18 protein-coding genes are annotated in these 22417 nt (G+C 58.4%); 7 read left to right on the top strand and 11 right to left on the bottom strand.

The window, feature by feature from the left end; genetic code table 11:
- Window positions 1–15: 15 nt before the first annotated feature.
- Window positions 16–1203 (bottom strand): response regulator cyclic di-GMP phosphodiesterase PvrR, encoded by a 1188-nt coding sequence (pvrR, locus tag BLW11_RS18790; protein WP_048351615.1) that lies wholly within the window; start codon window positions 1201–1203, stop codon window positions 16–18.
- The gene (locus tag BLW11_RS18785; RefSeq protein ID WP_048360924.1) at window positions 1190–4012 is read right to left on the bottom strand and encodes an ATP-binding protein; all 2823 of its coding nucleotides are present in this window, start codon (window positions 4010–4012) and stop codon (window positions 1190–1192) included. Before BLW11_RS18785 ends, pvrR begins: the two co-directional genes overlap by 14 nt.
- 290 nt (window positions 4013–4302) lie before the next feature.
- On the opposite strand from BLW11_RS18785, the gene BLW11_RS18780 reads away from it, so the two are divergent.
- From BLW11_RS18780 to BLW11_RS18755, 7 genes are all read left to right on the top strand, one after another.
- Window positions 4303–4809 (top strand): CS1 type fimbrial major subunit, encoded by a 507-nt coding sequence (locus BLW11_RS18780; RefSeq protein WP_048360925.1) that lies wholly within the window; start codon window positions 4303–4305, stop codon window positions 4807–4809.
- Window positions 4810–5215: 406 nt separating this feature from the next.
- Window positions 5216–7135 carry a TcfC E-set like domain-containing protein gene (locus BLW11_RS18775; protein WP_206540734.1) on the top strand — a complete coding sequence of 640 codons (1920 nt, stop codon included), beginning with the start codon at window positions 5216–5218 and terminating at the stop codon, window positions 7133–7135.
- A 25-nt stretch (window positions 7136–7160) separates the two neighbouring features.
- Window positions 7161–7835, top strand: coding sequence for a pilus assembly protein (locus tag BLW11_RS18770; protein ID WP_048360926.1), 675 nt, complete (start codon window positions 7161–7163; stop codon window positions 7833–7835).
- A 26-nt stretch (window positions 7836–7861) separates the two neighbouring features.
- On the top strand, window positions 7862–8902 hold the full coding sequence (locus BLW11_RS23925; RefSeq protein ID WP_139272572.1) for a hypothetical protein: 1041 nt from the start codon (window positions 7862–7864) through the stop codon (window positions 8900–8902).
- Between the two features lie 84 nt (window positions 8903–8986).
- The gene (locus tag BLW11_RS18765; RefSeq protein ID WP_206540735.1) at window positions 8987–9403 is read left to right on the top strand and encodes a hypothetical protein; all 417 of its coding nucleotides are present in this window, start codon (window positions 8987–8989) and stop codon (window positions 9401–9403) included.
- A gap of 3 nt (window positions 9404–9406) precedes the next feature.
- Window positions 9407–9955, top strand: a complete 549-nt coding sequence (locus BLW11_RS18760; RefSeq protein WP_048360927.1) for a hypothetical protein — start codon at window positions 9407–9409, stop codon at window positions 9953–9955.
- A 66-nt stretch (window positions 9956–10021) separates the two neighbouring features.
- Window positions 10022–10666: a hypothetical protein gene (locus BLW11_RS18755; protein ID WP_048360928.1), complete on the top strand. Its 645-nt coding sequence runs from the start codon at window positions 10022–10024 to the stop codon at window positions 10664–10666.
- Window positions 10667–11567: 901 nt separating this feature from the next.
- Here BLW11_RS18755 and BLW11_RS18750 read toward each other — a convergent pair.
- The 9 genes from BLW11_RS18750 to BLW11_RS18710 all read right to left on the bottom strand — a co-directional run bounded on the left by BLW11_RS18750 (window position 11568) and on the right by BLW11_RS18710 (window position 22372).
- The gene (locus tag BLW11_RS18750) at window positions 11568–13277 is read right to left on the bottom strand and encodes an amidase (RefSeq protein WP_048360929.1); all 1710 of its coding nucleotides are present in this window, start codon (window positions 13275–13277) and stop codon (window positions 11568–11570) included.
- 92 nt (window positions 13278–13369) lie between these two features.
- Complete coding sequence (locus BLW11_RS18745) at window positions 13370–14641, bottom strand: OprD family porin (RefSeq protein ID WP_082136268.1); 1272 nt, start codon at window positions 14639–14641, stop codon at window positions 13370–13372.
- A 62-nt stretch (window positions 14642–14703) separates the two neighbouring features.
- Window positions 14704–15897, bottom strand: coding sequence for a 3-(3-hydroxy-phenyl)propionate transporter MhpT (gene mhpT / locus BLW11_RS18740; protein WP_048360931.1), 1194 nt, complete (start codon window positions 15895–15897; stop codon window positions 14704–14706).
- A gap of 161 nt (window positions 15898–16058) precedes the next feature.
- Window positions 16059–17069, bottom strand: a complete 1011-nt coding sequence (dmpG, locus tag BLW11_RS18735) for a 4-hydroxy-2-oxovalerate aldolase (protein WP_046808984.1) — start codon at window positions 17067–17069, stop codon at window positions 16059–16061.
- A gap of 10 nt (window positions 17070–17079) precedes the next feature.
- Window positions 17080–18018, bottom strand: coding sequence for an acetaldehyde dehydrogenase (acetylating) (locus BLW11_RS18730; RefSeq protein WP_048360932.1), 939 nt, complete (start codon window positions 18016–18018; stop codon window positions 17080–17082).
- Between the two features lie 32 nt (window positions 18019–18050).
- Window positions 18051–18857 (bottom strand): 2-keto-4-pentenoate hydratase, encoded by an 807-nt coding sequence (gene mhpD, locus BLW11_RS18725; RefSeq protein ID WP_048361078.1) that lies wholly within the window; start codon window positions 18855–18857, stop codon window positions 18051–18053.
- A 14-nt stretch (window positions 18858–18871) separates the two neighbouring features.
- Window positions 18872–19741, bottom strand: a complete 870-nt coding sequence (locus BLW11_RS18720; protein WP_048360933.1) for an alpha/beta fold hydrolase — start codon at window positions 19739–19741, stop codon at window positions 18872–18874.
- A 17-nt stretch (window positions 19742–19758) separates the two neighbouring features.
- Window positions 19759–20712, bottom strand: a complete 954-nt coding sequence (gene mhpB, locus BLW11_RS18715; protein ID WP_048360934.1) for a 3-carboxyethylcatechol 2,3-dioxygenase — start codon at window positions 20710–20712, stop codon at window positions 19759–19761.
- Between the two features lies 1 nt (window position 20713).
- Complete coding sequence (locus tag BLW11_RS18710) at window positions 20714–22372, bottom strand: bifunctional 3-(3-hydroxy-phenyl)propionate/3-hydroxycinnamic acid hydroxylase (RefSeq protein ID WP_048360935.1); 1659 nt, start codon at window positions 22370–22372, stop codon at window positions 20714–20716.
- Window positions 22373–22417: the final 45 nt, after the last annotated feature.

Below are 22417 nucleotides of genomic sequence, written 5' to 3'. Positions count from 1 at the left end.
AAAACCCTCAAGCGCCTAAAATGCGCTTGCCGGGCCATCATGAGTCAACAACTGCGCAAACAAGTCGCTAGAGACAGCGTGGGAGATCAAAAAGCCCTGGACCTGAGTGCAGTCGATCTTGTGCAAAAAGGCAAGTTCTTGCGCTGTTTCTACACCTTCCGCGACAACGGTCAGGCCCAGTTGCCGTCCAAGCCCGACGATGCTGGTCAAGGCTTGCGCCAGCTCTTCATTTTCACTGCAGCCGCGCACCAGCGCCCGGTCGATCTTGAGCTCGGTAAAAGGGGTCGAGACCAGGTTGATGTAGGAGCTGTAACCTTTGCCGAAGTCGTCTTGTGACAGCCCGAACCCCTTGATCCGTAACCGGCAAGCACCCGCATAAAAGCTACTCATTTGTTGAGGGGTTGAGCACTCCATCAACTCAAAGAACACTTTTTCCGGCACACCGTTGTGGCGCAGAACGAACGCGTGAATACGATCGGGAAGGTCATCGCTGTTAAGCAGGTGGGTAGGCAGGTTGATCGACACAGGTATGTCATAGCCTTGCCTGGCCCATTGCGCCTGGGCCTCGATACCTTGTTCAAGCATCAGCCATAACAGGCGTTCCTCCAGATTAAAGGTGCTCAGTGCGGGCAGAAACACCCCGGGTAACAGCACCCCGTGTTCGGGATGTATCCAGCGCACCAGTGCTTCGGCAGCCACGATGCGGCCATTGGCCAATGCTTTTTTGGGCTGAAACCAGGCCTCAAACTCTGCGTTGTCCAGTGCGTCAATCAGTGACTGGCGGTCAATATCGGCAAGGGGTGCCGGTGGCGTTTTATCTCGCAGCCTCATGAGCTGGTCGATCAGATCCCGCAGGGCGCTGGCCCGCACCGGCTTTGAAATCAGCCCGATGACGTTGACCTCCAGATTGCGGGCAACCAGGCTTGCGGCCATCAGCATGCGTCGTGAGGACGAGCTCATGATTGCCAGGGCAGGTCGTGAGCGCAGGGCTGCCAGCTTCTGGATGAACTGCACACCATCCATGCCAGGCATCAGCAGATCGGTGAGGACTAAATCGTAATTATGCCGTTGCAGGCAGGCCAGGGCGTGTGCGCCGTCTTGTGCACACTCCAGATAAAAGTCTCCCAACTCGCTGAACAGGTTCTGTAAATACATCCGCTGAAAAGGATGATCCTCAACAATCAAAATGCTAAAGGGTTTCATGGGCTGCTCCTTCGTAAGGCGCAAGGCAGTTAAACAAGGCCTGCAAGTTGAAAGGTTTGACCAGACAGTGGTTCATTCCGGCCCCAAGACAGAGTTCTTCTTCGCCAAGCATGGCGTTGGCGGTGGCGCCGATGATCGGTGACAGGCAACCTTGGCTGCGGAGCAGGCGGGTCAGTTCATAACCGTTGACTTTGGGCATATTGACGTCGGTGATCAGCAAATCGAACTTTCCTTTGTGCCAAATGGACAGTGCTTCTTCGCCATTGGAGGCCAGCTCGACGCAGCAGCCGAGTTTTTCCAGCTGTGCGCTCATAATCAATTGATTAATCACGTTGTCTTCGGCTACCAGGATCTTCAGGTTGAGCCTTTTCAATTCATTTATTTCATTGGGCTTGTTGGGTTTGAGCACCTGCACACCCTGTGCCTCGCCGACGGCTTGATGGATGGCTTTTAAATGATTGAGGTTGACCTTCCATGTGCCGTCAATGATCTGTGGTTCGTGGTTGCCGTCTCCAGTGGCCAGCACTACCGGGCCATCCCAGTCAGGTTCCAGCCGTTGCTCAAGGGAGCCTGGGTGTAACTCAAGCAAAACAGCGGCTGTATCACCCTGGTGGTGCGCAGGGTGGCCGATTTGTGGGCGCGCGCCCCACTTGCGCAGCCAACCGCTGACGGTCTCGGCCAGTTCACGCACAGGTGAAACCACATGGATGGTTTCCGGCAGCAGCTCGGGCAGGGCCGCTGACAAGCCGCTGGTGGCTGGCACCTCCAAAGGCAGGCTGAGGGAAAAACTGCTGCCCAGGCCCACTTCACTGACCATGCGGATGCTGCCATTCATTAACTGGATTAAACGCAGGCAGATCGGCAGGCCAAGGCCGGTGCCAGCCACCCCATGGGTGCTGCCTTCGCTCTGGTAGAACGGCTCGAAAATAAAAGGCTGCGCGGCCTGTGGAATGCCTCTGCCCGTGTCTGAAACTTGCCACAACAGACTGGCCCGTTCACCTTCACGACTCTGCAGGCTCAAGCGCAGAACCACTCGGCCGGAGTCGGTGAATTTCACGGCGTTACTCAACAGGTTGTTGAGCACCTGGCGAATGCGCGCCACATCACCTATAACCCGGTCCGGCAACTTGGGGTCATAGCAGGCGTAGAGTTTCAACCCCTTGCGCTGTGCAGCGGCGGCATAGGCTTGAACAACCTCCTGAGCCAGTTCCAGCACAGAGAACTCGCTCAGTTCCAGCGCCAGTTGCCCTGCTTCGATCTTTGATACATCCAGTACGTCACAAATCAGCTGTAACAACGTGGCGGAGGAGCTTTCGATAGCATGCAGATAATCCTTTTGCTGGGGGTCCAGTTGAGTGCGCCCCAGCAGTTCCAGCGTGCCCAGCACCCCATGTAACGGTGTGCGAATCTCATGGCTCATGGTGGCCAGGAACAGGGTTTTGGCTTCGTTGGCAGCTTCTGCTATTTGCCGTGCCTGTTGCAGCGTTGTTTCAATCTGGGTGCGAGTACTGATGTCGCTGAAGGCGCACAGCAGCACGTCCTCGCTTCTATAGCGGGTCGGTGCACAGCTTAAATACAAGTGGCGGCCGTCGGCCGTTTCAAAGTAGTCGGTAAGCTCTGGCTCGGCACTGCCGAAGGCGCGCTGTATCCAGGTGGCGCTCAACGCTTCGCGTTCACCGCCCTGGCCCATCCATTGTTGGGCCAGGGTGTTTTCCAGCACCACCTGGCCATCGCTGCGACGCAGCACACACAGCGCCACAGGTGCGGTCTGAATCACGTCGCGGCTGAACAGCTCGCTTTCGACCAGCGCCTGGATGCGATGAATCGTGGGGGCGATAAAGCGCTGCTCCAGGCGCCGCATCAACAGCCACACCAACGTCAGGCTGATCAGGCAAAACAGCAGTGCCCCCAGCAACTGCGGCCATAACGACAGCATGACTGAACGCAAGTCGATGAAGTACACCAACTGCCAGTCAGACGACTTGAGTTGTTTGCGGATAACCACATGATCCGGCCACCACCGGCTACCGACCAGGCCGAAGAAGTTCTGGTCTTGCAGCGGCAACAGCCTGTCACCCAATGCATGCACAAGGCTGTTGGTGAACAGCAAAGAGCCCTGCGAGTTGAGCATCATAAATTGCCCGGCGCTCTGATCACTCAGGGCCGTCGAGACTTCGCCGGAATCCATTTCCAGCCCCAGCCAGCCGGATTGAGGGTCGCGCTCATCCAGGCGGATAAAAATATACAGCCGGGCATGGGGGCTGTTCTGCTCGGATAACCACAGCTCATCGAGCAGTGCACTGTCATCGTGTTTCAGGGATTCAAGCTGGCGCAGGATGGTTTCGGAAAAACCGCTCACGGCATCGGTGGCGTTATAAAGGCGGGATACTTTGGCGTTGGCACCTGTGCTGACGTAAACCAGGTTGACCTGTTTCTCTTTCATATAATCACGCAAGCGCTCAGTCAGCCAGAGGCTCCATTGCTGTTGCGGTGAGGGCCCCAGGAGTAAATGAATTTCTTCAGCGGAGACCGATACAAACTCACCTTGCGGCTGACGCGTCGCCGAAAGGCTGATGCTTTCCAGCAGCGCCTGGCGGGTGGTGAAAAAGGTATGGGCTTCGGCAATGGCACTGCTCATATACCCGCGACGTTGGGATAACTCGGTATTGAACGTAAAGAGCAAAAAGTTATAGACCCCGGCCAGCAGCCCTGCCAACAGTATGGTAGCCACTGCCCATAATAAGCGTCTTGCCGAATGAGGCGATGAAAGAAGAGGGTTTATGGCGTGCAAGTACATTTTCAGTTTCATTCCGATACTGTATGTTTGGCACACGCTGTTGCATATAAGACAATCCTTAAAGTCAGGTAATAATTTGCATATTGGCCTGTCGTGAGCAGGGGGGCGTTTAATATTATGAAGGTCCTGTCATTTTGTTGAAGGTGGGGGCTCATTAAGATTCGTCTTATGGTTGAATGGGGGCGGTCATGTCATTATTTTGTCAGGCAGTAGGAACTGCCTTTAATGAACAACTGCCAACCATATCTAATGCTTGATGCATGATCTGTTTGGCGACATTTTCCCTACCTTGGATATATAAGATGAACTTTAAAGTTGCTTTGATTGCTCTTGGCCTGAGCGGCGCATTGGTTGGTATGGCGCAGGCTGCAGATAACACTGTGTCCAAGAAGATCACCCTGACTGCACAGATTAACGACACGCTGTTCGTTTCCAAGGCAGACGGTTCAACCTGGTACGGCACCGAAGAGTTGGCTGCAAACAACCACACTCAAACTTCGTTCTCGAAAACACTGCCTGTGCGTGTTTGGAGCTCTGCTGACGACTTTAACGTCACGTTGGCCCAGCCACTGAAAATGTCCAACGGCGCTTATGAGATGACCAACGCTGCTGTGAGCTTGAACGCAAAACCTCTGACTTACGGTAGTGCGCTGACCGTTGATCAAACCGTTGCCGGTGTTGGCGGCTATGACCAGATTCACCAACTGGCTGTCAGTGTAAACGCACCTACCAAGGTAGGCACCGTAAGCACCAATGGTAGCTACAGCGGTGACCTGGTCATGCTGTTCGAGCCAACTCCAGCTCCGTAACGCCGGCATTAGTTCCCATCAAATGCCCAGGGCCCCGTAAGGGGCTCTTCTTTTCCAGTGACGGAAGATCAGGATGTTCACCCATAAGATTCCCTTTCAGTTGCATATATTGGCGGCTTGTATTGTTACGGCTTTTTCTTCACATACCTTGGCTGAAGTAAAGATATCTTATGGGGTGCCTGAAGGTTTCAGTACGGTTGAGATGGATAATACGGCGAAGTATGTCGCTACTTACAATGGTAAGACATTGCCTGGTTTTATCAGTTATTCAGTGTCTGGAAATGCCCTTGTATTTGATGCGCGTCAGTATGCGGATAATGGTATTGACGCTGAAGATCGGCGCGTTATCGAAGAGGTGCTGTCAAAAATTGACTATAAGCAATGCAAGGAGGGTTGTGATCTGAAGGTGGCTGATCATTACGTCACCCTGGACAAGGCACGTCGCACGCTAAAGATTCTCTCCACGCGCGAAGATTTTCTTGCGCCTGATACTACGTGGGGGCTGATCAATAATCAGTCTCTGGATATGCGGGGTTCATCTGAAAGCTACAGTGCTTTCAACTTGAACGGCACCACCTGGCTTGGCTTGCCGGGTCGCAGTTTTGGCTATATGAACTGGTACGCTAACCGAAGCCAAAACCGTGGTCAAAGCAGCCGTGACCAGGGCGTTTCGTCCTATTACCTGCAGAAGAACTTTGCCGACACCTATGTGCGTGCCGGTAAGCAAAACAGTATCGACTATGGCTCGGGTTCAGTCAGTACGGTGCTGTCGCCCAGTTTCGACCAGTTTATTACCCTGGGCAGCCAGGATTATATGCGCAGCGACCGGGACGTGGGCTCGCTGGTGCTGTTTTCTACGGCCGAAGGTAACTACGAGTTTTACCGCAATGGTCGCCTGATTCTTAAACGCCCGGCCATTCTGGGGCGTAACGAAGTCAGCTTTATGGACTTGCCCGGGGGCTACTACCCTGTCGAGATTCGCCTGGTCGATCGCAACGGTAATTTGATCAGCGAGCAGACCCAGGACATCAACAACCTGAACTTCGGCGGTGCAAACTCTTGGCGCGTCACGGCGGGGCAGGATATGGACGAGGGCGGGCAACTGCTAGAAGCCGCCATCAGCCGCAATATGAGCCAGTTCTATTTAAACGCCGCGGCTGTTTCCGGTGAAGACTCTGATTGGGCCTCTGAAGTCAACGTCACCCGACCTTCCTCTTTTGGCACGCTGAGTGTTGACCCAACAGTGGGTGTGTTGAGCGGCGAGAATGGCACGGGCGGTTACTTCAACCTGAGCATGAACGACCCGGTACTGGGCAACTTGATGCTCAGCAGGTATCAGAACACCGACGTCTCGCGTTTTTATTACGGCACCCCCAGCTCCAGCCTTTCTTACAGCAGAAACATTGCCGGCGTCACGCTGGGCTACAACTACCGGGACTATGGTCGTGGGGAGACCCAGCAACTTGAAGCACGCTGGAACTACAAACCCAACGGTTTATGGTCGACCTTCGCCCTGGGCGTGCAAAAAGCCAACGCCATGCCCGGTGACAGCGACTACACCGTTTACTTGAACATGACCTGGATGCTCGATAAGTCGCAAGCCAGCGTGCGTGCGGCCCAGTACGGCGGTAAAACCCAGTTGAGTGGCGACTATCGCAAGGACTATGACGACAACTTTGGCACCACTTCGACCGGTGTCACGGTCAGCCGCGTAGACAGCACCAACAGCTTCAACGCTTATGGCAGCCGTGCAGGTACCCGTGGCGATGCGTCCCTTAACCTGGGGCACAGTGATTCGGCCAGTAACGTCGACTTCAACTACCGCGGCATGTTTGCTGCGAACGCAGATGGCATTGCCCTGGGGCGTTACAGCAACGGCAGCGCCATGCTTCTGCAAACACCTGCGCTGGGTGAAACGCCTTACGGCTTCAAAGTGGAAGGTCAGCCGGTTGCGGGCGACGGTACCTATGCCGTGCCAGTTAACCAGTACAGCGATGTGCCCTTTGCTCGTGTCAGCAGTGACAGCGAAAACATGGACATGAACATCGAAGTACCGGCGAACATTATCCGCGCTCATCCAGGCCAGGTTTACAACGCCAAGGCCAAGGTGGATATCAACATGGTTTACAGCGGCATATTGGTGGACGCGGCTGGCAAGCCGGTGGGCGGCACCATTCACGAGACCGGGGACACGGCCTATGCCAATGGCCTGTTCTCGATCAGCAGCAAAGCAGTGCTGGCGAATATTTCGGTCGAAGGGGCGGGGGGGCGTTACACCTGTGATCTGTCCAAGCCGGTGCAGCCTAGCCATTACTTGTGCAAGTAAGCGCACAACCTGACAGGAAACTTTTATGAAGTTACGTACGATAGTGCTGAGCCTGATGTGCCTTGGCTCAAGCCTGGCCCAGGCCGAAGGCGAGTTGATGGTCATGCCGGCCACCCTCAAGGTTTACAACAATCACGAGCACTCGGTGAACGTTAAAAACCTCGGTGACGAGCCGCTGTATTTGTCCATCAGCTTGCAAAAGGTGATGAACCCCGGAGTGTCGCCGGAAATAAAACAGCCGCTGAGTGCCCTGACGCATCCGGGCATGCTAGCCAGCCCTGACAAACTCACATTGGGGGCGGGGCAGAGCCGCGCTATCAGCCTCAAGTCGCTGGTCGAGCCCGAGGCCGAGACCTTGTACCGCCTGTATATCGTGCCGGTACGGGCCATGCAGGTAGAGCAGGCGCCTAAAGACAAAATCACCGCGCCCATGTCCGTTGCCATTGGCTACGGGGTATTGGTTCGGCATATGCCGCCCCCAGCCAAACAACAGGCGAGCTGGACCTATCACTGCAAAGACGGCGGTGTGACGCTGGAAAATACGGGCAATATAAGTGTGCAGGTATCGGGACTTGAGAGTGCAGGTATCAAACTACCCAAAGCCAAAATTGCCTTGTTTCCGGGGACGCCACAACACTTCGCCACAAAGAGTCTCAAGTTTATGGTTGATGAAAAATCGCAGGTGCTACAATGTCAATAAATAGAATTCTGTTGAATAGAATGGTTGTGTCTGGTAACTCTCCCCATATTAAATTATTGCGCAAGCGTTCGATAAATCCTTTAGGTTCTTTCCTTGCTTTTGTAGGGCTGATTTTTTCGGGAGAGGCATTAGCGCATATTGTTTCGTACAGTGATGTTGTTGCGAGTTATAGTGACTGTACTTTTCAGATTACTGGCTTTAATTACGTTTATGGAATTACTTTAAATTTTAATGCGGCGACACAGGCTCGCATCGATTACAGTACGTTTCAATCTCGCGGTTATTTGCTTATGGCTTATAATGCTAACGGTACTCCAATTAATAGTGAGGATATAGCAGATTCTGCATTAGATGGTAAGTCCAATGACCAACTTTATGGAGACGATAATTATGTTTTATATTTTTCTCAAGGTGGGCAGGGGGGGGTGAATTGGTCAAAAGCGAATGCATTTTCCGCGAGGCTTGTAATGAAAATACCAATTGCCAGGATTAGCACGTGGCCTGCGATTGGTGTGCGCGCAGCTAACGTGCTGACTACTCGCGGCGGCCTCTCTGTCGCAGATGAGAAAGGTTGGATTTATATAGGGCCCAGTACGAAGGGAGGCAATTGTCCACATTATAGCAACCCAACGGACCCTCCTCCTGCCGTATTTCCCAAAGTCACCATGACCGCACCGGACTGGAATCTGGGTGAGTTGCCAGCGGGTGAAGAAACTGTCTTGGCGTTACCAGCGACCAAAGACCAGTTGTGTTTCAACTATGAGGGGGTAACGGCGCTCACCAGTCAGAGATATTTAATTAATGCGACGAATAGCAATGGCTTGTCGGCGAACGGTCGTTATCTGCTAAAGAGCCTGGAAGACAGTTCGCAAACGGTTCCTTATACATTAACTCTCAAAAGTAGCACCGATGCCGTATTTTTGCCCAATACTCTAAATCGTTTGTTTTCGTTGGATGCAGGGGGGCGAACGTGCTTCACACCTACCTTCAATGCTCAACCTGACAAAACGGTAAAAGCGGGTGCTTACAGCGATATATTGACCTTCACTGTTGTCGCGAAACCTTAAGTGGGCAGGTATATAAAATTTCCCGTGGCCTTGCTGTTGGGCTGGTTATGTATCAGCCCGTTAAATGGCATGGCGGCGGGAGTATTGAAACTTTCGCCCCCTGAATTACGCTTTGTGCCCGAGCAACTTCAAGGCGCGCTCTACGCCCAGAACACCGGGGACTCCCCCCTGTATCTGGATGTAGAGCAAGCCCTGGTTCTCAACCCCGGTGAGAAACCGGAGCAGTTGCTGGCGATCAGTCAGGTGCCCAAACCCGGTTTGCTGGTGACGCCTACCCGATTGGTGCTGGCGCCGGGGCAAAAGTACCGGATGAACATCAAAACCCTGGGTACACCTGACAGCAATCAGGTGTGGCGCGTGACCTTCAGGCCCAGAGAGCACGTGACCGTACAAGTGCAAGGTCCAGACGGCGTGTTGGCGCCCCTGTCGGTCAGCGTCGGATACGGCATGGTGATTTACCAGAACTTGGCAACTTCAAGGATTAATCCTCAATCGGAGTAACACATGAACAACGTAGCATTGGCTAGCCTGCTGGCCGTCCTGGGCACTCTGCCGGCCGTGGCCTTTGCGGTGGATATCGATCTGCAAGGTAAAGTCACCAGCACAATTACCGCCACGGTCAGTAAACAAAACAACTTTTTCGTGACCAGCGATACGGGCGGATGGTTTGACCAGGGGTTGAAAATGTCACAGTCGGGTGGATTGGACTCCGCCTATGCGGTGCAAGCCCGATTGAAAGTTGTCTCCACCAACAGGGATTTTCAGGTGCGCCTGGATCAGCCCTTGGTGATACGCAACGCCAGTAATGCCTCGAAAGTCTTCCTGCAACCCATCGTGGAGCTGAACGCAGAAGGCCAGGCGCCAAAAACCCTGGCAGTCGCAACACCGACAGTCTTTAAAAATCCCGTGCAGGGCGTGGCGGGTGTGGATTCCATCGGCTATTACGGCCTCTCCATCTCGGCTTATCCACCGGCTGGTACGTTCAGGGAAACCGTCGGCACCTACACGGGTGTGTTATCCCTGACCTTCGAGCCGGTAATTTCTAACCTTTAAGGTTCGCCTGCTGTTAACAGGCATGCCCAGGCCACAAGGGTATGCTTCAGTTATTACGAGAAACCTATGAAACCATTTACTAACGGCCTTTTTTTTGTTCTGTGCGGGCTTGTTCTAGCATCGCCAGCGTCGGCCGTGATCAACGTCACGCCGGCGGTCACTGAGGTATCGGATAAGCCTGTAACGCTCGACATTTCCAACGACGGCGAGCGCCCCGAGTTTGTCTCCATCTCGCTGTCGCGCCTGTTCAATCCAGGGGTCGAGTTTGAGGATGAACGGCTGGAATCTATCGTCCAGGTGACGCAACCCAAGCTCTATGCCACACCTTTCAAGATGATGCTGGCCCCAGGACAGAGCAAGAAAATCACCATCAAGCCTCTGGTTTCTATCGAAGAGGAACAGGTTTACCGCCTGGAAGTAAAACCGGTGGTCAACCTCATCGACCCCAAGCAAACCAGCGTGGCGGGCAATGTGGTGGTCAACCTTGCCTTTAGCTCACTGATTCGGCATATGCCGCAGAAAGAAACGTCAACGTTAACGGTTAAATGTGAAGCGGATGGCGCGCGTTTTTACGCTTCGGGTACGACGCGTTTTGCGGTGAAAGACGTGACTGTTGATGGTAAAGCCAGTGAGTCATTCAACGTGTATCCCGGTGTGCCGTTATTGGTTAAAGGCACAAAGATTAAAGTTCCTCAGCAGGTGGGGTGTTAGGCCTCTATTGCCATGCTTACTGTTCAGAGCGGCTAACTGAGTAATTTCCGGTTTTGCGACCGCTTCGTCGCAGTTGCGCACCATCTCGATCGCAGCCTCGTTCTACTCGTCAGCGGCTACAGAGTTGATTACGACGCTAGACAGGCGACGAATCTGTAGCCGCTGACGAGCTCCGCGAGGCTGCGTCCGGCTGCGCAGCAGTCGTAAAGTCGGCTTCCACAGTTAATCAGGCATACCGCGTGTACCGGTTTTACGACCGCTACGCGCTCGATCGCAGCCTCGTTCTACTCGTCAGCGGCTACAGAGCGGATTACGACGTGAGACTGGCGACGAATCTGTAGCCGCTGACGAGCTCCGCGAGGCTGCGATCGGCTGCGCAGCAGTCGTAAAGTCGGCTTCCACAGTTAATCAGGTAAACCGCGTGTACCGGTTTTGCGACCGCTTCGCGATCGATCGCAGCCTCGTTCTACTCGTCAGCGGCTACAGAGCGGATTACGACGCGAGACAGGCGACGAATCTGTAGCCGCTGACGAGCTCCGCGAGGCTGCGATCGGTTTGGTGCGCCACTGCGACGCAGCAGTCGTAAAGTCGGCTTCCACAGTTAATCAGGTAAACGGCGTGTACCGGTTTTGCGACCGCTACGCGATCGAACGCAGCCTCGTTCTACTCGTCAGCGGCTACAGAGCGGATTACGACGCGAGCCAGGCGACGAATCTGTAGCCGCTGACTCGCTCCGCGAGGCTGCGATCGGCTGCGCAGCAGTCGTAAAGTCGGCTTCTACAGTTAATCAGGTAAACCGCGTGTACCGGTTTTGCGACCGCTTCGCGATCGATCGCAGCCTCGTTCTACTCGTCAGCGGCTACAGAGCGGTCAGGTGGTGACCGCTGACGAGATCTTTCTGTTAACCGCCCGACAACGGCGGCGTACGCGGCGGAATTACTCGCTTGGAGCCCGTAGCCTCAAACGCCGAAGCAAAGCGCAGCAACGTCGAATCATCATAGGCGCGCCCGGCAAAGGTCAGCCCCACCGGCATGCCGATGTCCGCCATCAGGCCCATCGGCACGGTGACCGTAGGCACACCCAAATGCCGAATGGCCAGGTTGCCGTTGGCCACCCACACACCATTGCTCCAGGCGATGTCCGCAGACACCGGATTGACATCCGCATCCGCCGGCCCTACATCGGCCACGGTCGGGAACAACACGGCATCGAGCCCCAGGCGGTCCATCCAGTCTTCAAGGTCGATCCGGCGCGTCTGTTCAAGCCCGCGCAAGCCGTCTTGCAGCGTAGGGATCTGGTCCCACGGGGTAATCCCGCGCTTGGCCATGCGCACATACTCGTCCATGCCGGCACCAAGATCATCTTCGCGGTTTGGCAGGGTGCCAGGGTCGTGCGGGAAGATCAGGTCGCCATTGACGTCGGCCAGGCGGTTGAGTTTGGGATCACCGTTGGCCTGCAGGAAGTCATCGAACGCCCAGGCTGAAAGGTCCCACAACTCGTGATGCATGAACTCCTTGGACACCAGGCCCCGGGTAAATACCGTCGGTGCCCCCGGGCGATCACCCTCGCAGTTGGACACCAGCGGGAAATCCACTTCGATCACCTGCGCGCCAGCCGCTTCAAGGGCCTTGCGCGCCTGTTCCCACAAGTCGATCACCGAGGCCCGGGTGATAATGCGTTGCCCTGTCGGCCCGCCAATACCCGGCGATTCAGAGGTGCCCGCATCCGGGTCTGCATTGATGTACATACGCGGTACACCCAGACGCTTGCCGACCAGGCTGTCGGCATTGGCAATCAGTGCCAGATAAGACTCGGGGCGAACCGCGCTGGCGTCGGGGATCGGCACCCAGGGTTGCAGCCGCCACAGGTCGCCGCGGGTGTCAGGGTCGTCCGCGACCACCACATCAAGCACTTCAAACAGGTCGGCCATGGTTCGGGCAAACGGCACCACCACGTCCATGGTCGGCGTCAGCGGCCAGTTGCCGCGCACCGAAATCACACCGCGTGAAGGCGTGTAGGCACACAAGCCATTGTTGGAGGCCGGGCCGCGTCCGCTCGACCAGGTTTCTTCCGCCAGGCCGAATGCCGAGAAGCTCGCCGCCGTGGCAGTGCCTGCGCCGTTGGACGAACCCGAAGCAAAGGGGGCCGTGAGGTAGTCGGCGTTGTACGGGCTTTCGGCACGGCCATAAACACCGCGCTGCATCCCGCCGTTGGCCATGGGTGGCATGTTGGTTTTGCCCAGGCAGATCGCACCGCCACCGCGCAGCCGTTCGATGGTGAACGCATCGCGGCAGGCAAGCAGGTCCTTGAAGGCCGGGCTGCCCGACGCTGCGGTCAGGCCCTTGACCAGGTAACTGTCCTTGGCCGTGTAGGGGATACCATCCAGCGGGCTCAGGGTTTGCCCTTTGGCCCGGCGGGCGTCGGATGCCTGAGCCTCGATCAGCACCTGCGAGTTGCGCACCACCACCGCATTGAGCGCGGTAGGGGTGTGCGGGGTGTCGTAGGCGTCGATCCGTGCGAGATAGGCCTGCACCAGCTCGACCGCCGTGGTTTGGCCGGATTCGAGCGCGGCGCGCAGTTGGGCTATGGAAACCTCGGTGACTTCAATCATGCGCTTACCGCTGGTTGCTGATGGGGGTGGCAGAGCTTATCTAAAGTCCTGCCTGCTCAGCCAGCCCATGTCGCAATTGTTGTCGTAAATCGTCACCACAGCTTCCAGGTGTAATCGATATTGACCCGCAGTTCGTTGTCATCCCGGTGGCTGGCCTGTGCCGTGAAATCGTTGCGGTACCAGGCGTTGCGCAACCGCAGCGAGAGGTCCTTGAGCGGTCCGCTCTGCAGCACGTACGAGACCTCGATGTCCTTTTCACTCTCGCTCAGGTTCGAGCCGCCGAATCGGGCCAGCTCGATATTGTCACCGCTCACGTAGCGCAGCATCCCGTTGAGGCCCGGCGCGCCCATCCCGGCAAAGCTGTAGTCATAGCGCACCTGCCAGCTGCGCTCCTTGGGGTTCAGGAACTCGGAACTCAGGGTGCCTTCGGTGATCACCAGCGGTTCGGTGCCAAACAGATACGGCATGCCGGTCTTGCCGGTCAGTTGCATGTAACCGGCGCCGAATTTATGGGCGCCCAGGCTGTAGGTCAGCATCAGCGCCGCATTGCGGTTGTCCACCGTTCCGGCTTTGGCTGCGCCGTCTTCGCCAGTGACAAAAAGGCGGAAATCGCTTTTCAGGCTGCCGGGGCCCATCGGTCGATTATCGACAAGGCCGTAAAAATCCTTGCGGTACAGTTGCGCCAGTTCAGCGTGGTAGTACTTGAGGGTCAGGTGCGGTGACCAGGCGTAGTCACCGCCGATAAACATGAAGCGGTTCGACTGGGCCGCCCCATTGAAGCGGCCATTGGGCGAGCCGACCGACATTTTCTGGTAGTCGGTAGAGTCGCGCAGGTTGATGCGGTCCAGCCAGCCGACGTGCAGCGTCAGTTGGTCAATGTCCTGAGACTTCAGATACGCGCCGCGAAACGTTTGCGGCAGCAGGCGGGTAGGGCTGGCGAATGCGATCGGCAAAAAGGTGCTGATGGTGCCCAGTTGCAGCTCGCTTTTCGAGGCGCGGGCCTTGGCTGTCAGCCCCAGCTCCGAGTACTCATCGGCAGGTTCGCGGGTGGTGGCGTTGTAGGGCAGCAGGCCGGTGCCGGTGCGTGCGCGCGAGGAGTCCAGGCGCACGCCGAGCAAACCCTGGGCGTCCAGGCCAAACCCGACCGGACCTTCGGTATAGCCCGAGCGCAGGTTGAGGATAAACCCCTGTGCCCATTCCCGGGCAGCAGCCTGGGGCGTTGCATTGACGTAGTTGCGATCGAAGTAATAGTTGCGCATCACCAGATCAGCGTGGCTGTCATCGATAAAACCACTGGCCAGGGCGGGGCCCATGGATAAAACGCAGGTGCAGGCGCTGAGCGCCCGAAGAACAGTCTTGAGCATGGCGGGTTCACTTTTATTGTTATTGGGGGTGGAGCACTGCGCGCCTTTCGACGCGCAGGTTGTCAGTCCGGCGCTGCTGCGTTGCGCCGCACCGACAGGTAAAACATGGCCACGGCCGCGATCACGATGCCCGGCGCCGCCGCCAGCATCACCCCGGCGGTGCCGGTGCCCAGCGCGAGCATCTTGCCGGCCACCAATGGGCCGCTCATGGCACCGAGGCGACCGATGGCCACCGCGCTGCCCACGCCCGTAGCGCGTATGGAGGGACGATAGAAATGGGGCGCCAGGGCGTAGAGCACGCATTGGCCACCGGTGGCAAAGAAACCGGCGATAAAGCCCGCTGCCAGCATGCCCGGCAAATGACTGGCCAACCCGAGGGCAGTCAGTGACACGAGGATGCCTATATAGATAAGCGCCGACAGGGCCCAGGCGGGCAGGCGGTCCATGATCCAGCCCAGAAACAGGGTGCCGGCCGCTGCGCCAATTTGCAGGGCGAGCATCACCCAGCTGGCCTGGCGCCCGGTGAAACCTTGGCCGATCACCAGGCTGGGCAGCCAGTTGATCAGGATGTAGACCACCATCAGGGTGAAGAAATAGCTGACCCAGATCAGCGCAGTCGGCAGTGCCGCGCCATCGCGAAACAGGCCCTGAACCACACCGATGGGCGCCTCGCCCTGAACGTTGCGAAACTGCTGCGACTCGGGAAGGTAGAGCCCCAGCAGCGGCACGATCAGCAGCGGCACCACACCGCCGACGTAGAACACCACCTGCCAGCCACCGGCCAGGTCGGCGATGCCGATCATGGCGGCCAGCGCGGCGCCCAAAGGTACGCCGCAATACATCAGGCTTACCGCCGTACCGCGCAAGCGCGGGCCAGCCACTTCGCTGGTGAGAGCGATCAGGTTGGGCAGGGCGGCGCCAAGGCCCACGCCGGTGAGGCAACGTGCGACCAGCAGGCTGTTAAAGTCCCAGGCCAATGCGGTGGCAAGGGAGAACACCCCGAACAGCCCCACCGAGGCCATCAGCACCCGTTTGCGGCCAATGCGGTCAGCCAGCCATCCACCCGCGAACGCACCGGGCAACAGGCCGAAAATGCCGGCGCTGAACACCCAGCTCATGTGTAATTTATCCAGTTCGAACGCGGCAGCCATGCCTTGAGCCGCGATCCCTGCGGCCTGTAGATCGAGGCCTTCCATGAGGGCGACGAGAAAACACAGGCCGATGGTGCGGGCCATTTGCAGATTGAGTGAAGTCATGGGCTGTACCCGTTTTATTGTTGTTATGAATAGGTGCGTCTGATGCGCACGACCTGTAGCCGCTGCCGCAGGCTGCGATAAGGTCCGAGGGACCTTCGCTCCAGGACAAGCGCGACCCTTTCGGGCTCGATCGCAGCCTGCGGCAGCGGCTACAGGAGGCTTTAGCGTTTGAGCAGGTCCAGCGCCACGTCGACGATCATGTCTTCCTGACCGCCCACCATCCGCCGTTTGCCCAGCTCGACCAGGATGTCCAGGGTCTTGAGCCCGTACTTGGCCGCAGCGATTTCGGCGTGGCGCAAGAAGCTCGAATACACGCCGGCATAACCCAGCGCCAAGGTCTCGCGGTCGACCCGCACCGGGCGATCCTGCAACGGTCGAACAATGTCATCCGCCGCATCCATCAGCGTGTAAAGGTCCGTACCGTGGTTCCAGCCCAGGCGCTCGGCGGCGGCGATAAACACTTCCAGCGGGGCATTACCGGCCCCGGCGCCCATGCCCGCGAGGCTGGCGTCGATCCGGTCGCAGCCTTCTTCAACCGCTGTAATCGAGTTGGCCACGCCCAGCGACAGGTTGTGATGAGCATGCATGCCGGTTTCGGTTTCAGGCTTGAGCACGGCCTTGAAAGCACGGAAGCGATCGCGAATGTCCTGCATATTCATCGCTCCGCCCGAGTCGGCCATGTACACGCAGGTCGCGCCGTAGCTCTCCATCAGCTTGGCCTGGGCCGCCAGCTGCTCGGCCGGGATCATGTGGCTCATCATCAGGAAGCCCACGGTGTCCATGCCCAGTTCGCGGGCATATTCGATGTGCTGCTTCGATACGTCGGCTTCGGTGCAATGGGTGGCGATGCGCACCACCCGGGCCCCGGCGTTGTATGCGGCCTTGAGGTCGTGAACCGTACCGATGCCGGGCAACAGCAGGGTGGTGATTTTTGCGTGGCTGATCACGTCCGCCGCCGCTTCGATCCACTCCAGATCGGTATGGGAGGCAAAACCGTAGTTAAAGCTCGAACCCTGAAGGCCGTCACCGTGGGCCACTTCGATGGCGTCGACGCGGGCCTTGTCCAGGGCGCGGGCGATGTCTTGCACGTTCTGCAACGAATACTGGTGGCGCACCGCGTGGCTGCCGTCGCGCAGGGTGACGTCGCTGATGTAGATCTTTTTACCGTTCATGGTTTTCCCCTCAGGCGTTGAGCATCGACAGCGCCATGCGCTCGGCGGTGGCCAAGGCTGCGGAGGTCATGATGTCGAGATTTCCGGCGTAGGCCGGCAAGTAGTGGGCGGCGCCTTCGACTTCAAGAAACACCGACGTCTTGAGGCCGGAAAACCTGCCCAGTCCGGGAATGTTGAGCGGTGCGTCTTCAGGGATCACATCGAATTGCACGCTCTGCTTGAGGCGATAGCCCGGCACATAGGCGTTCACAGCGGCGGCCATTTCGACGATGGAGGCTTCGACCAGCGCCTGGTCGGCCGCTTCGCTGAGCACAAAAACGGTGTCGCGCATCATCAGCGGCGGCTCGGCCGGGTTCATCACGATGATCGCCTTGCCCTTGGTTGCACCGCCAATCACTTCGATGGCCTTGGAGGTGGTTTCGGTGAACTCGTCAATATTGGCGCGGGTGCCCGGACCGGCAGATTTGCTGGCAATCGACGCGACGATTTCGGCGTAATGCACCTTGGCCACACGGGACACGGCGGCGACCATCGGAATGGTCGCCTGCCCGCCGCAGGTCACCATATTGACGTTGAGCTGGTCGAGGTTCTGCTCCAGATTGACCACCGGCACACAGTACGGGCCGATGGCAGCCGGGGTGAGGTCAATCAGGCGGATGCCGGGTTTAATGGCGCGCAGAAAGGCGTCGTTCTTGACATGGGCACCGGCGGAGGTGGCATCGAACACGAAGTCGATGTCCTTGAACACGTCCATGCGCGTCAGGCCTTCAACCCCTTCGTGGGTGATTGCAACACCCATGCGGGCAGCACGGGCCAGACCGTCGGAGGCGGGGTCGATACCGACCATGGCGCCCATTTCCAGGTGCCGGGCATTGCGCAGGATTTTGATCATCAGGTCGGTGCCGATATTGCCGGAGCCGATGATGGCGACCTTGAGTTTCTTGTTCATTATTGTTGCCTCATTTGCACGCAAGTCGCCGATTACTCGGCGCTGCTGTGTTGCGAGAAGTCCACACCGACACTGCCGATGCCTTCGATATGCGCGTCGAAACGATCACCGGCGGCCACGGCCACCATCGGCCCCAGTGCGCCTGTCAGGATGATGTCGCCCGCTTGCAGCGGATTGCCCAGGCGCGCCATGGTGCAAGCCAGCCACACGGCCGCATTGAGCGGATGGCCCAGGCATTGCGCGCCGCTGCCACTGGAAACCTCTTCACCATTGCGGGTCATGCGCATGCCCGCATTGCGCAAGTCCAGCCCCTCGATGCGGCGGGCCGGGCCGCCGAGTACGTAGCAGCCGCTGGAGGCGTTGTCGGCCACCGTGTCGACAAAGCGGATGTTCCACTGCTGCACACGGCTGCCGACGATTTCCAGGGCCGGGACCACCCAGCCGGTGGCGGCCATGACTTCGTCGAAGGTGGTGTCGGAGTGGGGCAGGTCATGTTTGAGGATCAAGGCGATTTCCGCCTCGATCTTGGGTTGCAACACGCGATCGATGGGCACGGTCTGGTTGTCGCCGTAGCACATGTCGGCGAACAGGGTGCCGAAGTCCGGTTGGTCCACGCCCAGCTGCGCCTGCACCTTGGGGTTGGTCAGGCCGATTTTTCGGCCCACTACCCGGCGCCCGTTGGCGACGCCGTGGGCGACATTGAGCTGCTGGATGGTGTAGGCGGCTGTCGCGTTGTCTTCACCGATCAGCTCGCGCAGCGGTGCGATGGCGTTGCCGTGAGTTTCGGCGTGACGCAGGTCGGCGGCCAGTTGGGCCAGTGTTTCGGGAGTCGGATTCATGGCGGTCTCGGTCATCAGTGGGTCAGGAAGTCCAGCACCATGCGGTTGAAGGTGTCGGCGTGTTCCCACTGCGCCCAGTGGCCGCAGCGGTTGAACACGTGCAACTGCGCTTTAGGCAGGCCAGCCAGCAAGCGCAGGCCGGTGTCCATCGGCACAAAGCGGTCTTCGCGCCCCCAGACCAGCAGGGTTTCGGCGCTGATTTCGTGCAGGCGATGGCTGAAGTCGGGGAACTGCTTGGGATTGAGGGTGCTGCTTTTGACGAAGTTTTCCAGATGGTCGCGGCGCGCCAGGAGGTTATCCAGACGGGTCTGGAACAGTTCTTCGGTCAGGCTGCTGGCGTCGAAAACGAAGACGCTCATCATTTTTTTCAGGTTCTCGATGGTCGGCTCGCGGTACAGCGCACCGATCAGCTTGATGCCTTCGGTGGGCTGGGGCACAAACGCGCTCGGGCCGCCGGTGCCGCCGCCCATGAGGATCAGTTTGCCGATGCGCTCGGGGTTTTCCAGAGCGAAGGCTACGGTGCTGTGGGCACCCATCGAGTTGCCGATGATGTGTACCCGGTCAAGGTCCAGCACATCGAGCAGGCCTTTGAGCGCCGAAGCATTGAGGTTCGAGCGTGAGCCTTCGCTCACCACCGGGTCACTTTTGCCCCAGCCCGGGCAATCGAGCAGGATCACCCGGTAACCGGCCGTCACCAACGGTTCGATGTTGCGGTTGAAGTTGGCCCAGCCGCTGGCGCCGGGCCCGGAGCCGTGGAGCATGACCACGGTCTCGGCACCCTGGCCGACGTCGTTGTAGTGCAATTGCAGGTCCAGGTCGCCTTCCTTGATACGGGCAAAGCGGCTGGTCGAGGCTTCAGTAAATACGCTGGCAGTGGCAGTCATGGCAGTGTTCCTTGAATTCAAAGGGGGGTGTTCAGCGGCTGTGCGCCAAGGGCGCCGAAGCCTGCGATCCATTCGGGAATCGGGCGGTAGTAGCGGCCTTCGGTTTGGTAAGGGCCAAAGGCGGACAGTGCTGCGAACGCGGCGACCCAGGTTTTCACCTCGTGGGTTGACTTGCCGGCCAGCGCCGACAGCGCGTCATTGCCCAGCGCATCGAGGTCGCTCAAGCGACCCTGCTCCAGCGTGTCGAGAAACTGTTGGTCCCAGACCGGATTGAGCGGATGCAGGGAGTTCTGGTCTTCGACGAAGTGCCGGGCGGCCTCGATGACCCGCTGCTGGCGTGCGGCGCGTTCATCGGCGGGCAACTGGCGGCCGCTGCCCATCAAGCGGTCGGCCATGCGCGCATCGACCTTGGCCAGTTCGGGCACTGGAGGCTGATGGGACAGGCCTCCGGACGCCAGAAACAGCACGCGCAGGTCCAGTGACTTGGCCCATTGGCCGATGGCCTCACCCAGCAAGCGCGCACGCTTGAAACCGGGCAGGGGCACAGCCACCGAATTGATGAAGACCGGAATCACCGGGCAGGTGCGCAACCCGCCCAGCAGCAGCTCCAGCGGTTGGGCAAAGGCGTGATCCACTTGCATTCGATAGGACACGGCGGTGTCTATCCCGGCATCCATGACCGCTTGTGCGCAGGCTTCGGCCAGCGCTTTGGGCACGTCGAGGGGGCCGGCTGCCGTGTCGAAATCACCGATGGCATCGGCAGCCATGCCAATGCAAAAAGGCGGCATGACGTCGTAGAAGAAGCCGTTGTAGTGATCGGGCCCCAGGAGCACGATCAGTTGCGGGTCGAAGCGGGCGATGCGTTCGCGGGCTTCGCGGATCATGCTGTCCACTTCGGCCAGCACTTCAGGTGCCGGGTCGACGTAGCCCACCAGCGGCGTGTGTGACAAACAGTGCAAGTAGGCGTTCATCTCAAGCCACCTTGCTGACGGCTGGCGCCACCGTGATGTGTGGTTGCGCGTTAAGCGCCAGGGCCAGTTCATTGCAGGCCTTGTCGAGGGTTTGTGGTGTGGCCAGCCCGGCGAGGAAGCGATCAGGGCGCAGCAGGGCAATGGACGATGAGCCGCGAGCGAACCACTCGCGCAGGCGGCCACTGCTGTCGCCGACGCGAATCACGTCGTTGCCGGCGTCGCTCGGGGCCCTGAGCTGGACATCCGGCAGCACTTGAATAAACCGCGTACCCAGGGTTTTCCATTGCGCAATCTGCGCCGCCGTAAGGCCCCAGGTCGGGTCGCAGCCCCAAGCGATAATCGCGAAATTCTCGCCGATCACTTCATCGAGGAGCACGGTTGCACCGGCGTCGGTCAGCACCTTGGGCTGAATGAACATCTTGCCCACCGGCGAGCCTTTTTCGCTCGGCACGATCAGGGCGCCACGGGTGTATTGCGGCATGGGCTTGAAGCGCATTTCGACGAAGTAGCGTTTGACCGGCGGCACATAGTTGAGCAACCACGACACGCCATCGCGCAGGGTGCCCTGCCAGCGCTTGGGTGGCGCCAGCACGTGGCCTGCCAGAACCGAGAGGTCGATCATGGCCTTGGCGTGATCCCGGCGCTCCAGCTCATAGCTGTCGAGCAGGCGGTCACTGGCCAGGCCCTTGATCACCAGTGACAGTTTCCAGGCCAGGTTGGAGGCATCGCGCATGCCGCTGTTGTAACCCTGGCCCTGCCAGACCGGCATGATATGCGCGGCATCCCCGGCCAGCAGTACCCGGCCCTGGCGGAAGCTGCCTGCGAGGCGGGCGTTGTGGGTATAGACGCGGCTGCGAATCAGCTCGATGCGGTCAGGGTCCGGCAGCACCTTGGCCAGCAGCTTGCGCATGTTTTCGGGCTTGCTCAGCTCGGCTTCGGTCTCGCCGGGCATCACCATAAACTCAAAGCGGCGCACGCCGTGGGGCAGGGCAGCAGACACGTACGGGCGCACCGGGTCGCAGCACAGGTACACATGGGGCGTGCTGAGCGGGTCGTTGGCGATATCCACCACGATCCACTGATTGGGCGCGGTTTTACCTTCAAAACTGATGTCCAGGCTGCGGCGCACCAGGCTGTTGCCGCCATCGCAGCCAATCAGGTATTTGGCCTGCAAGCGCTCGCTGCGGCCCTCGGCGTTTTTAAGTGTGAGTTGCACGCCGCTGTCGCTTTGCTCGAAGCCTTCGAGTTCGCGGCCGAACAGCACCTTGACGTTGTCAAAGCGTTGCAGGCCTTCGAACAGCACGCGGTCTGCCAAGGGCTGGATAAAGGCGTTGCGGCGGGACCAGCCGAACTCATCGGTCTTGGGCTGGATATCTGCAAAGCAGCGACCTTTGGGCGTCATGAAACGCATCGCATGCCAGGGCGTGGTGTGCGGCAGCACGTTATCGGCAAGGCCGACGGCCTGGAATGTGCGCAGGCTTTCGTCGTCCAGGCCAATGGCGCGCGGGTAGTCGATCAGGCTGTCGAGCTTTTCCACCAAGGTGACGTTTACACCACATTGGCCCAGGTAATTGGCGATCATCAGCCCTACAGGGCCAGCCCCGACAATGGCGATATCGGTGCTCAGGTCCAAGGGGGAAGCAGTGGGTGCAGAACTCATGGGTATCTCCGTACAGCGCTTTTTTTGGATTTCTTGTTGGGCGCA

Origin of the sequence: Pseudomonas deceptionensis (assembly GCF_900106095.1) — a bacterium.
GTDB lineage: Bacteria > Pseudomonadota > Gammaproteobacteria > Pseudomonadales > Pseudomonadaceae > Aquipseudomonas > Aquipseudomonas deceptionensis.
The sequence above is the reverse complement of the archived record's forward strand: the minus strand, read 5'-3'. Positions and strand labels throughout refer to the sequence as shown.

Excerpts from the sequence above, each read along its gene's own strand:
- pvrR (WP_048351615.1), bottom strand. The coding sequence starts at position 1,203 with ATGAAACCCTTTAGCATTTTGATTGTTGAGGATCATCCTTTTCAGCGG.
- BLW11_RS18785 (WP_048360924.1), bottom strand. The coding sequence starts at position 4,012 with ATGAAACTGAAAATGTACTTGCACGCCATAAACCCTCTTCTTTCATCG.
- BLW11_RS18780 (WP_048360925.1), top strand. The coding sequence starts at position 4,303 with ATGAACTTTAAAGTTGCTTTGATTGCTCTTGGCCTGAGCGGCGCATTG.
- BLW11_RS18770 (WP_048360926.1), top strand. The coding sequence starts at position 7,161 with ATGAAGTTACGTACGATAGTGCTGAGCCTGATGTGCCTTGGCTCAAGC.
- BLW11_RS18760 (WP_048360927.1), top strand. The coding sequence starts at position 9,407 with ATGAACAACGTAGCATTGGCTAGCCTGCTGGCCGTCCTGGGCACTCTG.
- BLW11_RS18755 (WP_048360928.1), top strand. The coding sequence starts at position 10,022 with ATGAAACCATTTACTAACGGCCTTTTTTTTGTTCTGTGCGGGCTTGTT.
- BLW11_RS18750 (WP_048360929.1), bottom strand. The coding sequence starts at position 13,277 with ATGATTGAAGTCACCGAGGTTTCCATAGCCCAACTGCGCGCCGCGCTC.
- BLW11_RS18745 (WP_082136268.1), bottom strand. The coding sequence starts at position 14,641 with ATGCTCAAGACTGTTCTTCGGGCGCTCAGCGCCTGCACCTGCGTTTTA.
- mhpT (WP_048360931.1), bottom strand. The coding sequence starts at position 15,897 with ATGACTTCACTCAATCTGCAAATGGCCCGCACCATCGGCCTGTGTTTT.
- dmpG (WP_046808984.1), bottom strand. The coding sequence starts at position 17,069 with ATGAACGGTAAAAAGATCTACATCAGCGACGTCACCCTGCGCGACGGC.
- BLW11_RS18730 (WP_048360932.1), bottom strand. The coding sequence starts at position 18,018 with ATGAACAAGAAACTCAAGGTCGCCATCATCGGCTCCGGCAATATCGGC.
- mhpD (WP_048361078.1), bottom strand. The coding sequence starts at position 18,857 with ATGAATCCGACTCCCGAAACACTGGCCCAACTGGCCGCCGACCTGCGT.
- BLW11_RS18720 (WP_048360933.1), bottom strand. The coding sequence starts at position 19,741 with ATGACTGCCACTGCCAGCGTATTTACTGAAGCCTCGACCAGCCGCTTT.
- mhpB (WP_048360934.1), bottom strand. The coding sequence starts at position 20,712 with ATGAACGCCTACTTGCACTGTTTGTCACACACGCCGCTGGTGGGCTAC.
- BLW11_RS18710 (WP_048360935.1), bottom strand. The coding sequence starts at position 22,372 with ATGAGTTCTGCACCCACTGCTTCCCCCTTGGACCTGAGCACCGATATC.